We start from the raw sequence: 19889 nt of genomic DNA on the forward strand, positions 1-19889 counted from the left end.
CCGGTTACATTCCGAACCCGGAAGTTAAGCTTCTCTGCGCCGATGGTACTGCACTCGGGAGGGTGTGGGAGAGTAGGTCACCGCCGGACAATCTTTGTGGAGGGGGTTCCGACGCCAAGCGCGTCGGAACCCCCTCTTTTTTGTGTCACTCGAAGGGCTTGGGGGGGACGGCGAGGCGGTAGACCTGCCGAGAGCCGCCCTCCGGCCCGGGGTCGGTGGCCTCGGCAGGGGTGAAGCCGAGCCGCTCGTAGAAGGCGCGTGCACCGCTGGCGGAAGCGCCAGGGTGGTCGGCGCCGAAGGTGACCACCTCGACGCTGCCCGGGCCGCGTACGTACCTGCGCATCGCGTCAGCCATCAGTGCCCGGCCGACGCCCTGCCCCCGCGCCTGCTCCGAGACGACGAGCCATCGGACGTGGTAGGTCGGGGCATGGGATGTCCCGAACAACAGCCCGCCGAGGAGACCCGGGCCCGACGAGACTGCGACGAGCGCCGTCGATCGGCGGAGGTTCTTGCGCACGGCGTCGTGGAAGCCGGACTCCGCGACCATGGGCCCGAACCAGTGTTCGACCTCGGACGCCAAGCTAAGAAAACCGGGGAAGTCGTGCTCGTCCGCGACTCTGATCATCATTGGTGCAGTGTGCCAGTTGTTCGGTGCACGTCGCTGAGAGGGGATCTGTTACCCGTGGGCAGGATTGTGTCGGGCGGCCCTTCGGCGGACGAGGTTGTGACGGTCGGGCACATGGTCGGCGCTCCCACCGGAACCACGGGAACGGTGGTTGGTGGTGGCGGGTTGGTCGATGCGCCGCGCCGTGATGGCGGCCGGGCAGAGGCATGGCGATGCTGCGCTCGGCCGGGTGGTGTGCCGACCATGTTCGGTTCGCTGGCTTTCGGCGAGGAGGGTATGACGAACGGAGGGCCTCCGCGCACGTGACGTTCGCGGTTGTGGACCCGGGGCCCGCTTCCCTGGATGGAGCTCTCAGACGTTCAGGGTGCCGGAGAGCACCGTTACGGCCCGGCCGGCCAGGTGGACGCGGTCACCGTCGTGAGTCACGTGTACGAGGCCCCCTCTGTCCGACAGCTGGGCCCCCACCAGGGAAGATCGGCCGAGGCGGGTCGACCAGTACGGTGAGAGCGCGCAGTGGGCCGAGCCCGTCACCGGATCTTCTGGGACGCCGACGTTGGGGGCGAAGAAGCGGGAGACGAAGTCGGTCTCGGTGCCCCGCGCGGTGACGATGACACCTCTCGCGTCGACGGCGGCCAGGGCTGGAATATCGGGGGTCAGTGACCGTACCGATTCCTCTGACTCGAGCTCGACCAGCAGGTCGAGGTGGCTTTTTCCGACGCGGACCGGGGTCGCTCCGAGCGCTTTCTCCAGGCCGGCGGGAACGGTGGAGGGGGTCACCTCCTTCGCCGGGAAATCCATGGTGATCATGCCGTCGGAGCGACGATTCACGGTAAGCGTCCCGCTGGCCGTGGTGAATTCGAGCCGGCCGCTCGCCGCCCCGGTCGAATAGAGGACGTGGGCGGTCGCGAGGGTGGCGTGACCGCAGAGCGTGACCTCGACCACGGGCGTGAACCAGCGCAGAGAATCTCCGAGCAGGTAGGCGGTCTCGGAGAGGTTCATCTCGGCGGCTACGCTCTGCATCCATCGGTCAGTAACCGGAGAGTCCAGCAGGCAGACCGCTGCGGGATTACCCTTGAAAGCTGTGTCCGTGAAGGCGTCCACAGTGAAGAGGCGCATGTGCTCGATGCTATCCAAGGGTCGGATATCCAGCTGCAACCGGGCTGCAAGCCGTACAAAATGGAATTAGTCCTGGGCGTGTCGCGTGGCGAATGCGGAATCGTCGGTTACCGTCCAATGTGTAGGGACGTGCCGATTACGGTGAGTTCCTGAGGAAAGGACAAGCCGATGGGGGCTGTGCGCAAGGTGGTGAGCTACCTTGGCCTGGGCGGAATCGACCAATACGACGAGGGCTACGACGACGACGGGCACTACGAGGACGAATACGTGCCGGCTACGGAGCGGGCCGCCAGACGGTGGCGCGCGAACGTCGACTCGTCACGCATCGTGATGGTCCAGCCGCTCAAGTACAACGACGCGCCGATGATCGGTCAGCACTTCCGTGACGGGCAGACGGTGATCATGGACGTCACGGGCATGCCGATGCCCGAGGCGACGAGGATGGTCGACTTCGCCGCAGGGCTGGCCTTCGGGTGTGAGGGAAGGATCGAGCGCATCGCCGACCGCGTCTTCCTGCTCGCGCCGGCACACGTGGAGATCGAGGTTTCGTAGGAGACCCGCTGTGATGCGGGCCGCGGGTCTCCTGACGGGACCGGAGCTCCTTGTCGTGTGCGGGCGCGACGGGACGGCGGCCGGGTCACACCGGAAACGGGCTGCGGTGCGTTCGCACGTTCAGCCCCGCAGGCCCGGCCTGCAGGTCCGTCCGCGATGGCGGGCCGGTGAAAGCCCCACGTGTGCGGGTTTCAACCCCACGTGCGGGCGGGAAGCCCGGCTCTTGCAGCACCGTACGGGCAGGGAAGCCCGATGCGGGCCCTGAGGCTCTGTACGGCGTGAACCACTGAGTGGCGAGGAAGCCCGGTACCGGGGCTGTGTCAAAGGCGGCTGCGCGTTCTCGAGTCCACCGTGGGTGAGGAAGCCGGGTGCCTGCCTTCGGCGGGAAGCTCAGCCTGCGCGCGGGCCGCGGCGGATCAGGCGGGCCAGCTCCACCGCGTCGGCGGCGGCCTGCTTCGCGCGGGCATCGGCTTCGCGGGCGTAGGCGTGCAGGGCCCACACCGCCCCCTCGGCCAGCTCTTTCAGCTCGCCCACCTGGGCCGTCACGTAGCGGGCGTCGGCTTCGACGAGCTTGCGGCGCAGCCAGAGCTGCCAGCCCGCCAAGCCGATCATGGCCACGGCGGCCGCGACGAGCAGGTGGTTGAGGAAGACGGCGCCGACGAGGCAGGCGACCCCGGCGACGATCAGCACCATGGCGGCCCATGGCCGGCCGCGGGGTACGACCCCGTCGGCGACGATGGCCTCCTCGGCGGCGGACATCGAGAGCTCGTCGGGGCCCTCGGGCCGCAGGTGGATGCGGTGGCCGAGCAGCGGCACCGTCAGCGTCTCCGGCGGCTCCAGCCGGGTGTCGGCCTCCAGTTCTTCGGCGACGCCCCGCAGGATGGGCGCCGCCACGTGCAGGGCGATCGCCGCCAGATGGGGGTCGGCGCCGGGGTGCAGGTCGTCGAGCAGGTGTGAGCTGAGCGAGGCCATCGGGCCGGCCGGCCCGCTCTGGCCGATCAGCGAGCGCAGCACGGCGAGTGGTTCGTCCTCGGCCCAGGACGTGGCGGGGCTGCCGGTGCTGTTGTCGAGCGGGGCGGAGGAGTCGTGGTCGGACTGCCGGGCCGAGGTGATCTCGGAGACGCGGCCGCGCAACCTCGCCAGGCGGGCGGCGGCCACCGCGGGCTTGGCCAGTTCGGGGATCTCCGCCATCTCGGGGAAGTCGACGAGGGACGGCGGCACGACGACCGACGGCTCGTCCGGCACCAGTGACCGCATCCACTGCTGCGGGTCGGCGTGTTCCTGCACGGCCAGCACGTCGAGCTTGCGCAGCACGAAGATCTTGCCGGCGGGGCCGTAGGCGCCTCTGGCGGCGGCCAGCCAGAGGGAGCGCTGCCCGTGGGTGACCGGCCGGTCGAGGGACAACTCGCCGAAGGCGGTGCCGAGCCATGAGGCGTGGATGCGGCTGCCCTGCCCGGACACGGCCAGGGCCAGGCAGAGGAAGAGCGCGGTCTGTTGCTGGTCGCGCCCTGCCGCCCTGCTCAGCGGCTCGAGGGGGTCGTCGCCGGCGAGGATGGCGACCAGCGCTTCGACGGCGGGAGGCAGCCAGTAGCCGGGGATGTCGCGGAAGCCCGGGGCGGCGGGAGGTGCGGAGCCGTTGGCGGCGAGGTGTGCGAGCAACGCCTCCGCGTAGCGATGCACCTCCGTCGCTGCTTGGGGGCTCGCAGTCAGGTCCGTGCTCAAGGCAGAGAACTCCCCCATTTCGGCCTCAGTTCATGACCGCGTAAAGCCTAGCCGCTGGGGCGCGCCAACTCGGTGAAGGCGCGCCCACGACGGAACGGGAGCTTTGGGTCAACTGCGTGTTACATGCGCTCGGGGACGGGGACGCCCAGAAGGCCGAGCCCGGTCTCCAGCACGGCCATGGTCAGCGCGCACAACGCGAGGCGGGAGGCGCGCGTCTCCGGCGGCACTTCCGGCCGGAGCACCGGGCACTGCTCGTAGAACGTGCTCAGGAGGCTGGAGGTCTCGTAGAGGAAGGCGCACAGCCGGTGGGGCTCGGACTGCTCGGCCACCTGCTCGACGAGCGAGCCGAAACCGAGCAGATGGAGGGCCAGGGCGCGCTCGGCGGGGTCGCCCAGCAGGATCGGGCCCTTCGCGTCGGAGGGCTCGATGCCGGCACGGCGGAAGATGGAGCGGATCCGGGCCGTGGCGTACTGCATGTAGGGGCCGGTGTTGCCGGTGAAGGCGAGCATGCGGTCGAAGTCGAGGACGTATTCGCTGTCGTGACTGACCGACAAGTCGGCATATTTCACTGCGCCCATGCCGACAGCACGCGCGATCTCGCTCTTCGTGGCCTCGTCGTAGCCCCGGTCGGAGATCGCCGCCGTGGCCCGGGCGATGGCCTCCTGCAGCAGGTCGAACAGCTTGATGGACTCGCCGGAACGGGTCTTGAACCGGCGGCCGTCCTTGCCGAGCATCATGCCGATCTGGACGTGCTCGGCCGAGACCGTGTCGGGCAGCCAGCCCGCCACCTGTGCCGCCGCGAACACCATGCGGAAGTGCAGCGCCTGCTCGGACCCCACGACGTAGAGGATGCGGTCGGCCTTGAGGTCGTGGACGCGGTAGCGGATGGCCGCCATGTCGGTGGAGGCGTAGCCGTAGCCCCCGTCGCTCTTCCTGATGATGAGCGGCAGAGGCTTGTCGTCGGAGCCGGTGAAGCCGGGCGGGAACACGCAGAGCGCGCCGTCGCTGATCACCGCCGCCCCGGAGGCCTCCAGGTCGTCGCACGTCTTCTGGAGCATGGGGTTGTACATGCTCTCGCCGGCGAGGTCGGCGTCGGTCAGCGTGACGCCGAGCAGCTCGTAGACCTTGTTGAAGTAGCGGACGGTGGCGTCCATGAACGCGTGCCAGAGCCGCATCGTGTCGGGGTCGCCGGACTGCAGCGTGGTCACCCGCACCCGGGCGCGCTGCTTGAACGCCTCGTCGCCGTCGAACTTGGCCCGCGCCGCCTGATAGAACTCCGTGCCCATGCCGGCCTCGAGTTGCGCGACCGCGGTCTCCTCGCCGATGTCGAGCAGGTGCTCGACGAGCATGCCGAACGGGGTGCCCCAGTCGCCCAGGTGGTTCTGCCTGATCACGGTGTTGCCGAGGTGCTCGTGCAGGCGAGCCAGCGAGTCGCCGACGATCGTCGTGCGCAGGTGGCCGACGTGCATCTCCTTGGCCGCGTTGGGCGCGGAGTAGTCGATCACCACGGTCTGGGAGGGCGCGATCGAGCCGACGCCCAGCCGCGGGTCGGCCAGCACGCGCTGGGCCTCGGACTCGATCCACGAGTCGTCGAGAGTGATGTTGAGGAAGCCGGGGCCGCTGACGTCGACCGTGCCGGGGAAGTCGGACAGCGCGCCCTTGATCGCCTCGGCGACCTCCCGCGGCGCCCGTCGCAGTCGCTTGGCCAGGCTCATCGCGACGTTCGCCTGGAAGTCGGCGAACTGGGAGGGCCGGATCAGCGGGTCTGCGTCGGCGTGCTCGGGGCCGAACGCGTGCGCCAGCGCCTGCCGGACGCGCTCGGTGAGCACAATCTGCGGGTCGGTCATGCTTTAAGGGTACCGGCGAGCCTGACCGCGATGCTGATCGCCGCGGCCGCCACGACGGAAATGCCGACGGCCGTCAGATCCCTGGCCACGTCGCCGGGCTGGAGCGCGAAGAACTCCCTGACGAAGGGCAGCGTCAGGCTGACGGCGAACAGCACGGCCATGGCGCCGACGAGGACCGTACGCCACCAGTTGAGCGGCCTGGCGATCAGCACGAGCACCCACCAGGTGGTGAGGAAGAGCGCGATCACCGCGGACGTCTGGGTCTGGACGAGCGTCGTCGTGCTGTCGTGGGCGGCCCAGAACGCCAGCAGCACCGCCGCCGCGCACAACACCCCGGCGGGTACGGCGAAGCGCAGCACCCGGGGGACGAACCCGGGTCTGGCGCGTTCGAGCGTGGGCGTGAGCGCGAGGAAGAGCACGGGGATGCCGATGGTCAGGGCGTTCGTCAGCGTCGAGTGGCGTGGCGCGAAAGGGAACATCAGCCCCGCCAGCCCGACGACCACCGACAACACGATCGCGTAGAAGCTCTTGGTGAGGAACAGGTGGGAGACGCGTTCGATGTTGGCCAGCACCCGGCGGCCCTCGCCCACGAGGTGCGGCAGCGTGGCGAACCTGTCGTCCAGCAGCACCACCTGGGCGACCGCCTTGGTGGCCGGGCTGCCCGCCCCCATCGCGATGCCCAGGTCGGCGTCCTTCAGCGCGAGCACGTCGTTGACGCCGTCGCCGGTCATGGCCACGGTGTGGCCGCGGGACTGGAGGGCGGCGACGAACTCGCGTTTCTGCCGCGGGGAGACCCGGCCGAAGACCGTGTGGGAGTCCAGCAGCTCGCCGAGCCTGTCCGGGTCGTCACGCGGCAACGTCCTGGCGTCGATCGAGTGTTCGCCGCCGGGGATGCCCAGGCCGGTCGCGATCGCCGAGACCGCGTCGGGGTTGTCTCCGGAGATGACCTTGACCGTCACGCCCTGCTCGCCGAAGTAGCGCAGGGTGTCTCGCGCGTCGGGCCTGACACGCTGCGTGAAGGTGACGAGGGCGACGGGCTCGGGCTCCGCCCATGACGCGTCCGCCGACAGGACGTCCGTACGGCACAACAGCAGCACGCGGGTGCCGTCGGCGGCCAGCTCGGCGGCCATGTCGTAACAGTCGCCCCCGTCGAGCAGCACGTCGGGAGCCCCCAGCACCCAGGTGCCGCGCTCGCCGAAGTCGGCGCCGCTCCACTTGCGCGTGGAGGAGAACAGCACGGTCGCGCGGGCCACCCACCCGTCCTCGACCTCGGGGAAGCGGGCGCGGATGGCCTGGGCGGTGGCGTTGGGCTGCTGGTCGAGGTGGGCGAGGGCGGCCAGCGCCGCCTCGACCGGCTGGCCGTCGCGCAGCGGCAGCACCCGGTCGAGACCCATCCCGCCGGTCGTGAGGGTGCCGGTCTTGTCCAGGCAGAGCACGTCGACCCTGGCCAGCCCTTCGACCGCGGGCAGCTCCTGGACGAGGCACTTGCGCCGCCCGAGGCGTACGACGCCGACGGCGAAGGCGATCGAGGTCATCAGCACCAGGCCCTCGGGGATCATGGTGACGATGCCCGCGACCGCGCCGGTGACCGCGGTGCCGAGATCGGCGGAGTTGCTGAGCTGGCTGTAGAGCAGCAGGCCGCCGACCGGGATCAGGAGCCAGGTGACGTACTTGATGAAGCCGGCGATGCCGTCCCGCAGCTCGGAGTGGGCGAGGTGGAACTTGCTGGCCTCCTCCGCGAGCCGCACGGCGTACGCGTCGGTGCCGACCTTCGTGGCGACGAACGCGCCGGAGCCCGCGACGGCGAAGCTGCCCGACAGGACCTCGTCGCCCGGCCGCTTGTGCACGGGGTCGGCCTCGCCGGTCAGCAGGGACTCGTCCACCTCCAGCCCGTCGGACTCGACGACCTCGCCGTCGACCAGCAGGCGCTCGCCCGGGCCGAGCAGGATGAGGTCGCCGAGGACGATCTGGCGGGCCTCGATCCGCTGCTCGCTTCCGTCGCGGCGGACGCGTACGGGAGCCTCGTTGATCACCGCGAGGCGGTCGAGCGTGCGCTTGGCGCGCAGCTCCTGGACGATGCCGATCAGCGCGTTGGCCACGATGATCAGCCCGAACATGACGTCCTGCCACTCGCCGAAGACGAGCACGAGGACGCTGAGCACCCCGATGACGAGGTTGAACAGCGTCAGGACGTTGGATCTGAGGATCGCGCTCAACGACCTGCTCGAGCGGCGCGGGACATCGTTGGTCTGCGCCCGCGCCACCTGTGCGGGAGTCAGGCCCCGCAGCGTTGAGGCAAGCCCGTCCACATGTCCCCCTGTTGCGTGGATCGGTCTCACACCCTAAAGGGTCACCACAGCCTGTGGGAGCGATGCGTGGCGGCGATCCGCTCGCCGACCTCGGTGACGATGCCGCTCGACGACAGGTCGTCCGCGAGCCGGCAGGCCGCGCTGATCCCCTGGGCCCTGGACGCGCCGTGGGCGATGACGACGGTGCCGTTCAGGCCGAGCAGGACGGCGCCGCCGTACGCCTCGGCGTCGAGGCGGCGGCGCAGCTCGCGCAGGCGCGAGCGCTGCATGGCGGCGCCGAGCCTGGCCAGCCTGCTGTCGCCGATGCTCTCCTGGAGCTCGGCGAACGCGTAGCGGACCGCGCCCTCCATGGTCTTGAGCGCCACGTTGCCGGTGAAGCCGTCGGTGGTGATCACGTCGGCCTGGCCGGTCAGCAGGTCGTAGCCCTCGACGTTGCCGGTGAAGTGGATGCCGGGAGAGCCCTGCAGCAGCTCGTGCGCGCGCTTGACGAGCTTGTTGCCCTTCTCGGCCTCGGCGCCGATGGTCAGCAGGCCGACCCTGGGCTGCTCGACGCCGTGGGCCAGCTCGGCGTAGGCGGCGCCGAGATGGGCGAACTGGACCAGCATCTCCGGCTTGGCCTCGGCGTTGGCTCCGGCGTCGAGCAGCAGGGTGGGGTGCGGGAGCGTGGGCAGGGCGACGGCTATGGCCGGCCTGAGCACGCCCTGCTGGCCTTTCAGCCTGAGCCTGCCGGTGGCGACGATGGCCGCGGTGGAGCCGGCGGAGACCACCGCGCCCGCGTCGCCGCGGCGTACGAGGTGGCAGGCGACGGCGAGGCTGGAGCGGGGGCGGCGCAGGCTGGCCAGCGCGCCCTCGTCCATGGCCAGGGCCTCCTCGGCCCGGACGATCGGGATCTCCCTCGTCGCGTCGTGGTCGGCGAGTGCTTCGTAGAGCACGCGGGGCGAGCCGACGAGAACGACGCGCAGGCCGCGCTCGCGTACGGCGTGGACCGCTCCCGCCACGATCTCGTGCGGTGCGTGGTCGCCGCCCATGGCGTCGAGTGCGATGGGCCTGCTGTCGGACAATGATCACCTCGTACGGCATCGAGCCCGCCGTCATGGCTTGGCCGGAACGCGGGCTCGGATGTCCGCATCGTAGGCACGGCAGTGCCAGGTTAACCGGCGGGTAGGCCCTCCTGGTTCCCGCATGGGGCGGTTCCAGTCGTGCCGGGCCCGTTCGCCGTCGCGAGGCGGGGCGCCGTCAGCGCAGGTTCCAGTCGGACATCCCGCGCGACACGATCACCTTGGAGAACTTCGACGCCCCCGTGACCCGGATCAGCGGACCGTCGGCCTCGGAGCCGCCGGTCACGTTGCGCTTGCCGAACATCGAGCTGCCCTCGTCGATCACGTGGGCGTTCTCGGGGACGCGCACGATCAGCTTGCTGAACCAGGCGTTCGTCTCGATCGTGATCTCGCGGCCGGGCAGGACGGCGTCGGACAGGTCGATGATCAGCGCGCCGAACCGTGCGGACAGCCTGGTGCTCCTGGAGGCGACCCAGCGGCCCTTGCGCACGACCTTGCTGAACTTCGAGTCGATGACCTGCTGCTCGATGGCGGTGGGCACGCCGGCGGCGGATATGTCGGGCAGGTCTTTGGTGATGGGGACGAGCTCCCCGACCGTTTTCGCTGTGTAGGTGAGATCGAGGCGGTCGGCGTGCTCGACGCTGGTGAGTCTGCCTGCGGCGAGCGCCTCGGACAGCACGGCGGCCACGCGGTCGCGGTCGTTGTCGGAGGCGCGAAGGTCCGGATCGTCGGTCACACGACGAGTGTAGGCCTATTCGCGATATGTCGCGAGTCTCGCCAAACCTCCAGAGAAACTTGGAGCCTGGTGGAACCGGTGACGCGACTGGGAGCGTCCGGGTATTAAGAACCGTAGACGCGCGACAGGGTCGTGAGGTTTACATCAGATCGAACAAAAAAGATGGGACAGGCCTAGTGATCTTGAACCAGGCAGGCACCCGACGCTTCAAGGCGTACACGTCCAAGCATCTCGACGAGCTCCTGCAGCGTGCGGGGCTCGGCGATGAGGAGCGGCTGAAGGTTCGCGCCGTGGCCACGGTGTTGCCGTTCCGGACGAACGCCTACGTCGTCGAGGAACTCATAGATTGGTCGGCCGCGCCCGACGACCCGATATACCGGCTCGTCTTCCCTCAGGAGGACATGCTGCCCGCGGAAGACGTCGCCCGGCTGGCTGACCTGCTCAAGGCCGAGGCGCCCAACGCCGAGATCCAGGCTGAGGCCAACCGCGTCCGCGCACAGCTCAACCCGCATCCCGCGGGCCAGAAGGAGCTCAACGTCCCGAAGATCGACGATGAGCCTGTCCCAGGCATGCAACACAAATATCCCGAGACCGTGCTGTTCTTCCCCAAGCAGGGGCAGACCTGTCACGCGTACTGCACCTACTGCTTCAGGTGGGCGCAGTTCGTCGGGGACGCGGACCTGAAGTTCGCCTCTGACGACATCGGCCAGATGGTGAGCTACATCCGCAGCCATCCCGAGGTCACCAGCGTCCTGATCACCGGCGGCGACGCCATGATCATGGGCGAGCCCGTCATCAGGCGATATATCGAGCCGCTCCTGGAGCTGGACCAGCTCGAGTCCATCCGCATCGGCACCAAGGCGCTGGCCTACTGGCCGCAGCGCTTCACCACCGACCCCGACGCCGACGCCACGCTCGGCCTGTTCGAGGAGGTCACGAAGGCGGGCAAGAACCTCGCGTTCATGGCTCACTTCTCGCACCCGCGCGAGCTGGAGTCGCCGCTGGTGGAGTCGGCGGTCAAGCGCATCCTCGGGAGCGGCGCCACGATCCGCACCCAGGCGCCGCTGATCAGGTCCATCAACGACGACCCCGCCGTGTGGGAGCGCATGTGGCGGCGCCAGCTCAGGATGGGGATGATTCCCTACTACATGTTCGTCGAGCGCGACACGGGTCCCCAGGACTACTTCGCGGTGCCGCTGGCCCGTGCGTACGAGATCTTCCGGGACGCCTACGCGTCCGTCTCCGGGCTCTGCCGCACGGTCCGCGGTCCGTCGATGTCCGCCACGCCCGGAAAGGTGTGCGTCGACGGCGTCACGGAGATCGCCGGGGAGCGGGTCTTCATGCTCCACCTCATCCAGGCGCGCGACCCCTCACTCGTGGGGCGGCCGTTCTTCGCGCGCTACGATCCGACCGCGGTGTGGCTGAGCGACCTCCGGCCGGCCTTCGCCGATCGTTTTCCGTTCGAGCAGGAGGAAGCCCTGCTGCCCGTCTGACGGTCGCGCGCGTCCAACGCGACCGGAAAATTACGCCCCGGCCCGTGACATTTGTTTTCGCGACCCATTGTTCACGGGCCGAAGGGTGGTTATGAGGCGGCCCGCGCGAAGTGCGCCGCGCGGGCGTGCACTATCAGAAACAAGACCCTCCTATTTCCGTTTTGTCTCCCCGCTCAACGCTCCCCCCTCACTCGGTAACCGTGCTGCAAACCCCTTCTACATGGGCATTCATGAGCCTGCGGCCGGTCACAGCGAGTGATAGAACTGCTGGCGTAGCTCAGCCGTGACGGCACGCCCGATGTGGTGCCCATAGCGCGTACGCCACGGCATTCGGGGGTTATCGATTCGCATTTCCACCGCATTCGAGAGCGATCGATCACGAGCCGGGAAGGCAATCATGAATCGAGTAGTCAAGGCGGCTGTAGCCGTCACAACATTTGGCTTGGCGGCGGCTTTGGCCGTGCCGGCCCAAGCGGACGTCCTCTCCGGCAGCCGGAGCGCAGGCACCACCGCGACGAGCCCGCTCGGCGGCGGCGGCGGGATCACCGGCGAGCTGGTCAGCGCGCTCTTCGGCGTCCCCGCCCAGCCGCGGGGGCTGACAGAGGCCGAGAGGGACGCTCTGGCCGAGTACCGGAGGATAGCCGACAACCAGCGGCGGACCATGGGCACGCCCAACTCGGCCGAGGACGTCACCAAGGGTGGCGACCCGCTGGCCGAGCTGTCGCCGATCGTCGGCGGGATGGGGGTCCGTAACAGCCGCGGCGCGAAGTCGTCGCTGCCCCTGCTGTCGGGCGCGGCCCGCATGGCGGAGGCGGCGAACCCGTCGGCCAAGGCGTTCCGGCAGGGCAGGAGCGAGGTCGCCACCCAGGCCGCGACCGTGCACGGCGTTGTCGCCGCCCTGGCTGGCCTGGCCGAGTCGTCCCTCGGCAACACGCTGGTCAAGCTGCCGGTCACCGAGGGCGCGCCCGTCAAGGGCGTCGCGGCGCAGACCTCCGCGTCCGGTCTCACGCAGGCCGCCAAGAACGCGCTGCCGGGCATGCCCGGTGGACGGCTGTCCACGGTGATCGGGAAGGTCGCGCCCGCCGAGGCGGCCCCGGTCGCCGAGGCGCTGCCCGGCCTGCCCAGGGCCGCCACCCTGGACGAGCTCACGCCGCTCGTCCGGGAGGCCTCGGGCGCCCTCGAGACCAGCGGCACCAAGGCCGCCGCGTCGCACCGTGACGTGATGACCGCGCTCGGATGGTCCACCGGCGCGCTGACGAGCTCGGTGCGGAACTCCTGGGACCGCGACTAGCCGACGGCGGAGGCGCCGGCGAGCGTGGCTCGCCGGGGGCCGGCACGAGGGTTCGCGGGCGTCACAGGTGCCGACGCCGGGAGCCAGGTCGTGCCGGTGACCCGTAGGCCGTCTCCTCGGCAGGAGGAGCGGGACATCGCCGTCCACGGATAGGGATCTCACCGTGGCGGGGACGCCGTCGTGCTGACGTGCCAGGCCGGTGGGGCGCTCACAGGTGCCGAGCGCTCCGGGCCGGCCGCGCGTGGGTCGCGAGTCGTCGCGCGTACGGGCCGCGCACGCGGGTGGTCTCATGACGGGCGAGGGCGGACGCGTCCGAGCCCGGGGCGAGCTCGCGCACCGCGCCGCCACTGCAGGGCGGCGGCGCCGCACGAGCCGCCCGCCGCCGGCCCCACCCCGGGGCCGGCGGCATGCTTTCTCCCCCTCCCTTTACGGCACCGCCAAGGTCACCCCACCCGCCGAACGTGGCTGAGGGCCTCCAGGGAGACGCCGTCTGACCGCCACGTGGCGGGCCGCCGACACGCGCGCATCGCCGGCCGTCAGCACGGCCTGCCCGTGCGCCGGGTCCAAGGCCGGACCTGCCCGCCCGGGACGCGCCCGGGAACGCGTCGACGACGCGGGTGGCTCGACGAGCGGCGAGCGCATGCAGTGCGGGCCCGAGTGGGCCCTTTCCCGCGACGTGGCGGAACGATGGCGTTGTTCTCGTCAGGACGGCGTGTCGCGGCGGGGCGGAGGGAGACCGCACGAGCCGTGCGGCGGGGCCAGGGCAGACCGGCGCGATGCGGCCGGGATCGGGCGGCCCGACGCCGTGCGGGGGCGGAGAGCGGCGCCGTGCGGGCTCAGGGGAGTCGGACGCCGGTGCGGCGGGCTATCTGGGCCTGCAGCCTGGCCATCTGCCAGTGCAGCTCCAGGAGCTGCTCGGCGAGCTGCATCCGCGGGATCTCGGACACGTCTTCGGTGGCCAGGTGGTCAATCGCGGCCGAAAGCTCTCCCATCGCGCGCTCCCACTCCATCGCCGTTCCTCAGATCGAATTGGCGTTCGAATTCTATCGGAACGGCAGGCTCGCTGTCAGTCATTAACCCCTCCCGTCGCCGGCGTTTCGCACACGCGATCGAAGGCCGGGCACGACGAAAGGCGCCACACCGGCGGCGGGGTCGGTGTGGCGACAGCGTGGGGCGGCGTGGGGCGGGGTCAGCCCTTGTTGTAGGCGGCGATGACCTCTTTCGGGTCGCCGTCCATCTTGATCTTGCCTTTGTGCAGCCAGATGACGCGGTTGCAGGTTTCCTCGATGACCTTGTGGTCGTGGGCGACGAGGAAGACCGTGCCGGCCGACTCGCGGATCTTGCGGATGCGCTCCTGGCTCTTCTTGCGGAACTCGCGGTCGCCGGTCGCCAGGGCCTCGTCGATCAGCAGGACGTCGTGGGTCTTGGCGGAGGAGATGGCGAAGCGCAGGCGGGCGCCCATGCCGGAGGAGTAGGTGGACATGGGCAGCTGGACGAACTCGTCGATGCCGGAGAAGTCGACGATCTCCTGGTATTTCTCGCGGACCTCGGCCGGTGTCATGCCCATGGCGTAGCAGCCGAGCACGATGTTGCGCTCGCCGGTCAGCTCGCGCATGAGAGCCGCGTTGACGCCGAGCAGCGACGGCTGGCCATCGGTGTAGACGGCTCCTTTGTGCGGCGGCAGCAGGCCCGCGATGGCCCGCAGCAGCGTGGACTTGCCTGAGCCGTTGCGCCCCACGATGCCGATGGCGTCGCCGTGGTAGGCCACGAACGTGACGCCTTTGACCGCGTGGACCTCTTTCATCTGCGGGCGTCCCTGGCGCTTCAGAAGGCGTGTGAGGGCGTTGACCGCGTTGCCCTTCTCGCTCTCCGAGGCCGCGCCGTAGACACGGTAGACGATGTGGAGGTCGTCGACGATGACGGTCGGAGTGCCCGTGGGGACGTCAAGAGGCCGCTTGCCCGAGGGCTCCGGGTTGGGATGCACCTTGACATCCTTGCCCGGGACGGCGGGCTTCTCGCCCTTCACCTGTGACAGCTCCTTGGTCAGTTCAGCCACGCCCGTACCTCTCCTCGGACCGCCAGAAGTACCAGAAGCCGAAGCCGAGCACGAACACCGCCCAGAATACGCAAGACAGCACCACCGTCGCCGGGGGGTGGTAACCGTACTGCTGGTTGTGCGACCCGATGAGGATCTCGCGCATCCACTCGATGTAGGAGGCGGCGGGGTTGAGGTACATCACGTCCGCCACCCACTGCGGCAGCTCCGCCTTCCCGACGACCTTGTCCTGGATCGAGAAGAACACGCCCGAGGCGTAGAGCCAGGTGCGGGAGATGAACGGCAGCAACTGGTTGAGGTCGCGCATCTGCGCGCCGAGCCGGGCGACCACCAGGCCCATCCCGACGTTGAACATCGTCTGGAGCAGCAGCACCACCGGGATCATGAGCCAGAACCACGTCGGCCACTCGCCGGTGGCCCAGACGATGGTGAGGAGGACGCCCATGGAGATGGCGAGCTGCTGGAGCTCCTGGATCGTGTAGGCGAGCGGCAGTGAGGCCCTGGGGAAGTGCAGGGCCCGGATCATCGACAGGTTGCCGGAGATCGACTTGGCGCCGGCGGTGACCGTGCGCTGCGTGTAGGTGAAGATGAACATCCCGGTCAGCAGGAACGCCGGGTAGTTGTCGATGCCGTCTCTGCCGCCGAGGACGACACCGAACATCACGTAGTAGATGCCCGCGTTGAGCAGGGGAGTCAGCACCTGCCACAGCTGGCCGAGCGCCGAGCTCGAGTATTTCGAGACGTTGCGCGAGGTCGCGTATGTCAGGATGAAGTGGCGGCGCTGCCACAACTGGCGCAGGTAGACAGGGAACCTCGGCCGCGCGATGGCACGGCGAAGCCCATATCGCTTGGCGAGCTTGGCCAGCGGCTCCTGCCCGCTTCGGCCGCCCGCCTGGGCGTCCGCGACAGCGGATTCCGGCTGGCTCATGGCAAGGACTCTATTGGATCCCAGTCGGTGAGGTGCCTGTCGCACGGGTCGGCGACAGTCAGTTGGACGGAGTCTCGGGACGCTGGGTTCCAAGGCGCCGTCAAGACCTGCTCAACCGTAGCTCAGCCGGGCGGGGTGTGGCGGCGTGTGGCGGCAAGGGCGCGGGCGCCTTCGTGTAGGGGGTAATTTTCATCGGCAGTTCACGTCCATGCAGGACCTGCTTGATGTGTTCTGTACCGTTCCATACTGATAGGGCTAAATGTCTGTGACGGTTGATAGGCGTACGTGTGACCGAACTGCAACGCGCCAGAGACGTCCTGGTGGCAAGTAGTGAGGGATAGTCGCGATCGACTGGCAGGGCGTCGGCTGGTTTGACCATGTCAGCCAAACCCGGGGGGACACCAGGACCCCCCGTCAGGCTGCTCACGATCACCGCAGCTCAGCGCTTACGCCCACCTGTAGAGGGAGGAATTCTTTCACCATGCGTGTTACTAAGGGCGCACAGATCGTCGCCGGTACCGCGCTGCTCGCCCTCGCGGTTGCCGCGTGTGGCGGCGGTGCCTCGGACAGCGGTGGCACTGCCGCGGGCGGCGGGGACACCACGCCGGTCCGCATGGAAGTCGGTGAGCCTCAGGAGCTGCTGAACCCGCAGAACACCACCGAGACCGAAGGCGCCGAGGTTCTCGCCGCGCTCTTCTCTCCGCTCGTCGACTACGACGAGAACAAGCAGCCAGTCGAGGAGGCCGCCGAGTCGATCACGACGGAGGACAGCAAGGTCTGGACGATCAAGCTGAAGTCCGGCTACACGTGGCACGACGGCACCGCCGTGACCGCCGCCGACTACGCGCGCGCGTGGAACTATGGCGCGCTCCAGGACAACGCCATGAGCGCGTCCTACTTCTTCGGTCGCATCGACGGCTATGACGACGTCCACCCGGGCGAGGGCAAGAAGCCGTCGGCCAAAGAGATGAAGGGCCTCAAGGTCGTCGACGACCTCACCCTCGAGGTCACGCTCGCGGCGCCGTTCTCGCAGTTCAAGACCATGCTGGGCTACACCGCCTTCTACCCGATGCCGGAGTCGGCCCTCGGCCCCGACGGCAAGGTGACCCAGGCCTACGGCGAGCAGCCGATCGGTCAGGGCCTGTTCAAGCTGGACAAGCCCTACAAGAAGGGCACCGACGCGACCATCGAGATGTCGGTGTACGACAAGTTCCCCGGCAAGAAGCCCTCGAACTGGACCAAGCTCCAGTTCAAGCTCTACACCAGCGCCGAGACCGCGTACAACGACCTCCAGGCCGAGAACCTCGACGTCGACGACTCGCTGCCTCCCTCCGCGATCGCCAGCGCCAAGGCCGCGCTCGGCGACCGCTACTTCGACGAGCCCGACGCCTCCATCGGTTACATCGGCGTCCCGCTGAAGTACAACCCCGACTTCCAGGACGTGCAGGTCCGCCGGGCCATCTCGCTGGCCATCGACAGGAAGACCATTGCCGAGACGGTCTTCTCCGGCACCCGCGCGCCCGCCGACGACTTCATCAACCCGGCCATCCCCGGCTACCGTCAGGGCGCCTGCGACGCCTGCACGTACAACCCGGCCGAGGCCAAGAAGCTGTACGACGAGGCGGACGGCCCCAAGACCATCGAGATCGGCTACAACGCGGACGGCGGCCACAAGGAGTGGATCGAGGCGGTCGCCAACAACCTCCGCGCCAACCTGGGCATCGAGGTCACGCCGAAGCCGTTCGAGAAGTTCCAGGGCATCCTGGACGCCCTGGACTCCAAGGAGTACAAGGGCCTGTTCCGCATGGGCTGGTCGATCGACTATCCGGCGGCCGAGAACTACCTGACCCCGATCTTCGGCACCGGTGCCATCGAGTCGGGTTCCAACTACGGCGGCTACTCGAACAAGGAGTTCGACGAGCTGGTCAAGAAGGGCGACCAGGCGACCGACGCCGCCGAGGGCCTGAAGTTCTACCAGCAGGCCGGCGACATCCTGATCAAGGACCTCCCGTACATCCCCGTCTACTTCTACCGGAGCAACTTCGGGCACTCCACTAAGGTGAAGAACGTCAAGCTCAACCTGCTCAACCAGATTGACTGGGCAGACGTCGAGAAGGCCTGACGTCGTTCGCCGGGGTGGACGGCCGCGCCGTCCACCCGTCGGAGGGCTGAACTTGGAGGCAGCCACTCGAGCCGGGTAGATCACGGACTCCGAGGGCTGCCTCCAGGTGTGTACCGGAGGGCTTGAATGGGCCGTTATGTCATCAGGCGCTTGATCCAGGCGATCCCCGTCCTGTTCGGCGCCACGCTACTCATCTTCTGCATCGTCTTCGCGCTGCCCGGAGACCCCATCGCGGCACTGTTCGGCGACAAGCGTCCCGACCCCGCGATCGCCGAGGTCCTGCGCGAGCAATACCACCTCAACGATCCGCTGCTGGTGCAGTACTGGTACTACATCAGCGGCGTGCTCTTCGCGGGTGACTTCGGCGTCAACTTCGCCGACGTCCCCGTGTCCCAGATCATGGCGGGCAAGTTCCAGGTCACCCTGAACCTCGCGCTGACCGCGCTGGTCATGGAGGCCGTCATCGGCGTCGGCCTGGGCCTGTGGGCCGCGCTGCGCCGGGGCAAGGCCACCGACACCATGATCCTCGCCTCGACGCTGCTGTTCATCTCCGTCCCCACGCTGGTGACGGGATTCGTGCTGCAGCTCCTGCTCGGCGTGAAGCTCAAACAGTGGACGGGCGCCGACATCTTCCCCGTCGCCGGCACTTTCGCGGGCTGGCGCAGCTACCTGCTGCCCGGCTTCGTGCTGGCGGGAACGTCGATCGCCTATCTGACCAGGCTCACCAGGACCAGCCTCGCGGAGACCCTGAGGGCCGACTACATCCGCACGGCCACGGCCAAGGGCCTGTCGAGACGCCGCGTCATCGGCAGGCACGGGTTGCGCAACGCGTTGATCCCGCTGGTCACCTTTCTGGGCGCCGACCTCGGCAACCTGATGGGCGGCGCGGTCATCACCGAGACGATCTTCAACCTGCAGGGAATTGGAAATCAGCTTTTCCAGTCGGTTTACTTGCGGGAACAACCGGTGGTCGTGGGCATCGTCACCATCCTGGTGCTGATCTACATCCTGGCCAACCTGGTCGTCGACATGTTGTACGCCCTGCTCGACCCGAGGATCCGCTATGAGTAACCCAACCCCGCCGGTCGGGCCCGGGCTCCCGGATACGCAGACCTTGGTCACGGAGCCCACCCAGGCGCCGGAACGCGAGGGCAAGCAGGCCAAGGGCGGCAAGCCCGCCAGCCTGTGGACCGACGCGTGGTACGACCTGCGGCGCCGGCCGATGTTCATCGTCTCGATGATCATCATCTTCGTGCTGCTGGTCATGTCGTTCTGGCCGTCGCTGTTCACCTCGATCGACCCGTTCAACGCCAGGAGCTGCGACCTGTCGACGGCGCGTCAGGGGCCCAGCCCCGGCCACCTGTTCGGCAGGGACAACCTGGGCTGCGACCTCTACGCCAGGACCATCTACGGCGCCCGCAACTCGATCATCATCGGCGTGTTCACCACGATCGTCACCACGTTGATCGGCAGCCTGCTCGGCATCATCGCCGGCTACAAGGGCGGCGCCGTCGACGCGGTGTCCTCGCGGTTCACCGAGATCTTCTTCGCCATCCCGGCGATCCTCGGCGCGCTGCTGATCGCGGCCACCTTCCGCGGCAAGGCCAACAGCATCCTGCTGGTCATCACCGCGCTGGGGGTGCTCGGCTGGCCGATGACGTACCGCATCATGAGGGCGGCCGTGATCACCGCGAAGAGCCAGGACTTCGTGGTGGCCGCCAGGGCGCTGGGCGCGGGAGCGGGCCGGATCATGTTCCGGCACCTGCTGCCCAACTCGCTCGCGCCGGTCATCGTCGTGGCCACGATCAACCTGGGCCTCTTCATCGCCGCCGAGGCCGCGCTGTCGTTCCTGGGCGTCGGCGTGCTGTCCCCGGACATCTCGTGGGGTCTGATGATCGCCGACGCGCGCAACCGGTTCCTGGAGGCGCCGCTCCCGCTGGTGTTCCCTGCGGCGTTCCTGTGCGTCACCGTGCTCGCGTTCATCATGATGGGCGACGCGGTGCGCGACGCGCTCGACCCGAAGCTCAGGTAGAA

General features: G+C 68.8%; 16 protein-coding genes and 1 rRNA gene. 7 read left to right on the forward strand and 10 right to left on the reverse strand.

Features of this window, described 5'->3' with window-relative positions; translation table 11 throughout:
- Positions 1–89 (forward strand): 5S ribosomal RNA (gene rrf, locus ACTWPV_RS13295); the annotation flags it as partial.
- Between the two features lie 56 nt (positions 90–145).
- Here rrf and ACTWPV_RS13300 read toward each other — a convergent pair.
- Both ACTWPV_RS13300 and ACTWPV_RS13305 read right to left on the reverse strand, forming a co-directional pair.
- Positions 146–628 carry a GNAT family N-acetyltransferase gene (locus ACTWPV_RS13300; protein WP_443151985.1) on the reverse strand — a complete coding sequence of 161 codons (483 nt, stop codon included), beginning with the start codon at positions 626–628 and terminating at the stop codon, positions 146–148.
- Between the two features lie 348 nt (positions 629–976).
- Positions 977–1741, reverse strand: a complete 765-nt coding sequence (locus ACTWPV_RS13305) for a PhzF family phenazine biosynthesis protein (RefSeq protein ID WP_443152438.1) — start codon at positions 1739–1741, stop codon at positions 977–979.
- Positions 1742–1909: 168 nt separating this feature from the next.
- On the opposite strand from ACTWPV_RS13305, the gene ACTWPV_RS13310 reads away from it, so the two are divergent.
- Positions 1910–2293, forward strand: a complete 384-nt coding sequence (locus tag ACTWPV_RS13310) for a cell division protein SepF (protein ID WP_132331033.1) — start codon at positions 1910–1912, stop codon at positions 2291–2293.
- A 390-nt stretch (positions 2294–2683) separates the two neighbouring features.
- On the opposite strand, the gene ACTWPV_RS13315 is transcribed toward ACTWPV_RS13310, so the two are convergent.
- The 5 genes from ACTWPV_RS13315 to ACTWPV_RS13335 form a co-directional block, all read right to left on the reverse strand.
- On the reverse strand, positions 2684–3973 hold the full coding sequence (locus ACTWPV_RS13315; protein ID WP_443151986.1) for a hypothetical protein: 1290 nt from the start codon (positions 3971–3973) through the stop codon (positions 2684–2686).
- Between the two features lie 161 nt (positions 3974–4134).
- A complete protein-coding gene (gene argS / locus ACTWPV_RS13320) occupies positions 4135–5862 on the reverse strand; it encodes an arginine--tRNA ligase (RefSeq protein WP_443151987.1) in 1728 nt (575 codons plus the stop codon).
- A complete protein-coding gene (locus ACTWPV_RS13325; protein WP_443151988.1) occupies positions 5859–8171 on the reverse strand; it encodes an HAD-IC family P-type ATPase in 2313 nt (770 codons plus the stop codon). Before ACTWPV_RS13325 ends, argS begins: the two co-directional genes overlap by 4 nt.
- Before the next feature lie 41 nt (positions 8172–8212).
- Positions 8213–9232 (reverse strand): phosphate acyltransferase PlsX, encoded by a 1020-nt coding sequence (gene plsX / locus ACTWPV_RS13330; protein ID WP_443151989.1) that lies wholly within the window; start codon positions 9230–9232, stop codon positions 8213–8215.
- A gap of 175 nt (positions 9233–9407) precedes the next feature.
- Positions 9408–9965, reverse strand: a complete 558-nt coding sequence (locus ACTWPV_RS13335; RefSeq protein WP_443151990.1) for a DUF1707 SHOCT-like domain-containing protein — start codon at positions 9963–9965, stop codon at positions 9408–9410.
- 176 nt (positions 9966–10141) lie between these two features.
- Here ACTWPV_RS13335 and ACTWPV_RS13340 point away from each other — a divergent pair, with 176 nt between their 5' ends.
- Complete coding sequence (locus ACTWPV_RS13340; protein ID WP_443151991.1) at positions 10142–11458, forward strand: KamA family radical SAM protein; 1317 nt, start codon at positions 10142–10144, stop codon at positions 11456–11458.
- A gap of 460 nt (positions 11459–11918) precedes the next feature.
- A complete protein-coding gene (locus ACTWPV_RS13345; protein WP_443151992.1) occupies positions 11919–12749 on the forward strand; it encodes a hypothetical protein in 831 nt (276 codons plus the stop codon).
- Between the two features lie 836 nt (positions 12750–13585).
- Here the strand turns inward: ACTWPV_RS13345 and ACTWPV_RS13350 are convergent.
- The 3 genes from ACTWPV_RS13350 to ACTWPV_RS13360 form a co-directional block, all read right to left on the reverse strand.
- Complete coding sequence (locus ACTWPV_RS13350; protein WP_165975076.1) at positions 13586–13759, reverse strand: hypothetical protein; 174 nt, start codon at positions 13757–13759, stop codon at positions 13586–13588.
- Between the two features lie 179 nt (positions 13760–13938).
- A complete protein-coding gene (locus tag ACTWPV_RS13355; protein ID WP_347645560.1) occupies positions 13939–14805 on the reverse strand; it encodes an ABC transporter ATP-binding protein in 867 nt (288 codons plus the stop codon).
- A complete protein-coding gene (locus ACTWPV_RS13360; protein WP_347645561.1) occupies positions 14798–15733 on the reverse strand; it encodes an ABC transporter permease in 936 nt (311 codons plus the stop codon). Before ACTWPV_RS13360 ends, ACTWPV_RS13355 begins: the two co-directional genes overlap by 8 nt.
- A gap of 481 nt (positions 15734–16214) precedes the next feature.
- Here ACTWPV_RS13360 and ACTWPV_RS13365 point away from each other — a divergent pair, with 481 nt between their 5' ends.
- The 3 genes from ACTWPV_RS13365 to ACTWPV_RS13375 all read left to right on the forward strand — a co-directional run bounded on the left by ACTWPV_RS13365 (position 16215) and on the right by ACTWPV_RS13375 (position 19887).
- The gene (locus tag ACTWPV_RS13365; RefSeq protein WP_443151993.1) at positions 16215–17855 is read left to right on the forward strand and encodes a peptide ABC transporter substrate-binding protein; all 1641 of its coding nucleotides are present in this window, start codon (positions 16215–16217) and stop codon (positions 17853–17855) included.
- Positions 17856–17981: 126 nt separating this feature from the next.
- Positions 17982–18926: an ABC transporter permease gene (locus tag ACTWPV_RS13370; protein ID WP_347645563.1), complete on the forward strand. Its 945-nt coding sequence runs from the start codon at positions 17982–17984 to the stop codon at positions 18924–18926.
- A complete protein-coding gene (locus tag ACTWPV_RS13375; protein WP_443151994.1) occupies positions 18919–19887 on the forward strand; it encodes an ABC transporter permease in 969 nt (322 codons plus the stop codon). The genes ACTWPV_RS13370 and ACTWPV_RS13375 overlap by 8 nt, the downstream gene beginning before the upstream one ends.
- Positions 19888–19889: the final 2 nt, after the last annotated feature.

It is taken from the genome of Nonomuraea sp. KM88 (assembly GCF_052245635.1).
GTDB lineage: Bacteria > Actinomycetota > Actinomycetes > Streptosporangiales > Streptosporangiaceae > Nonomuraea.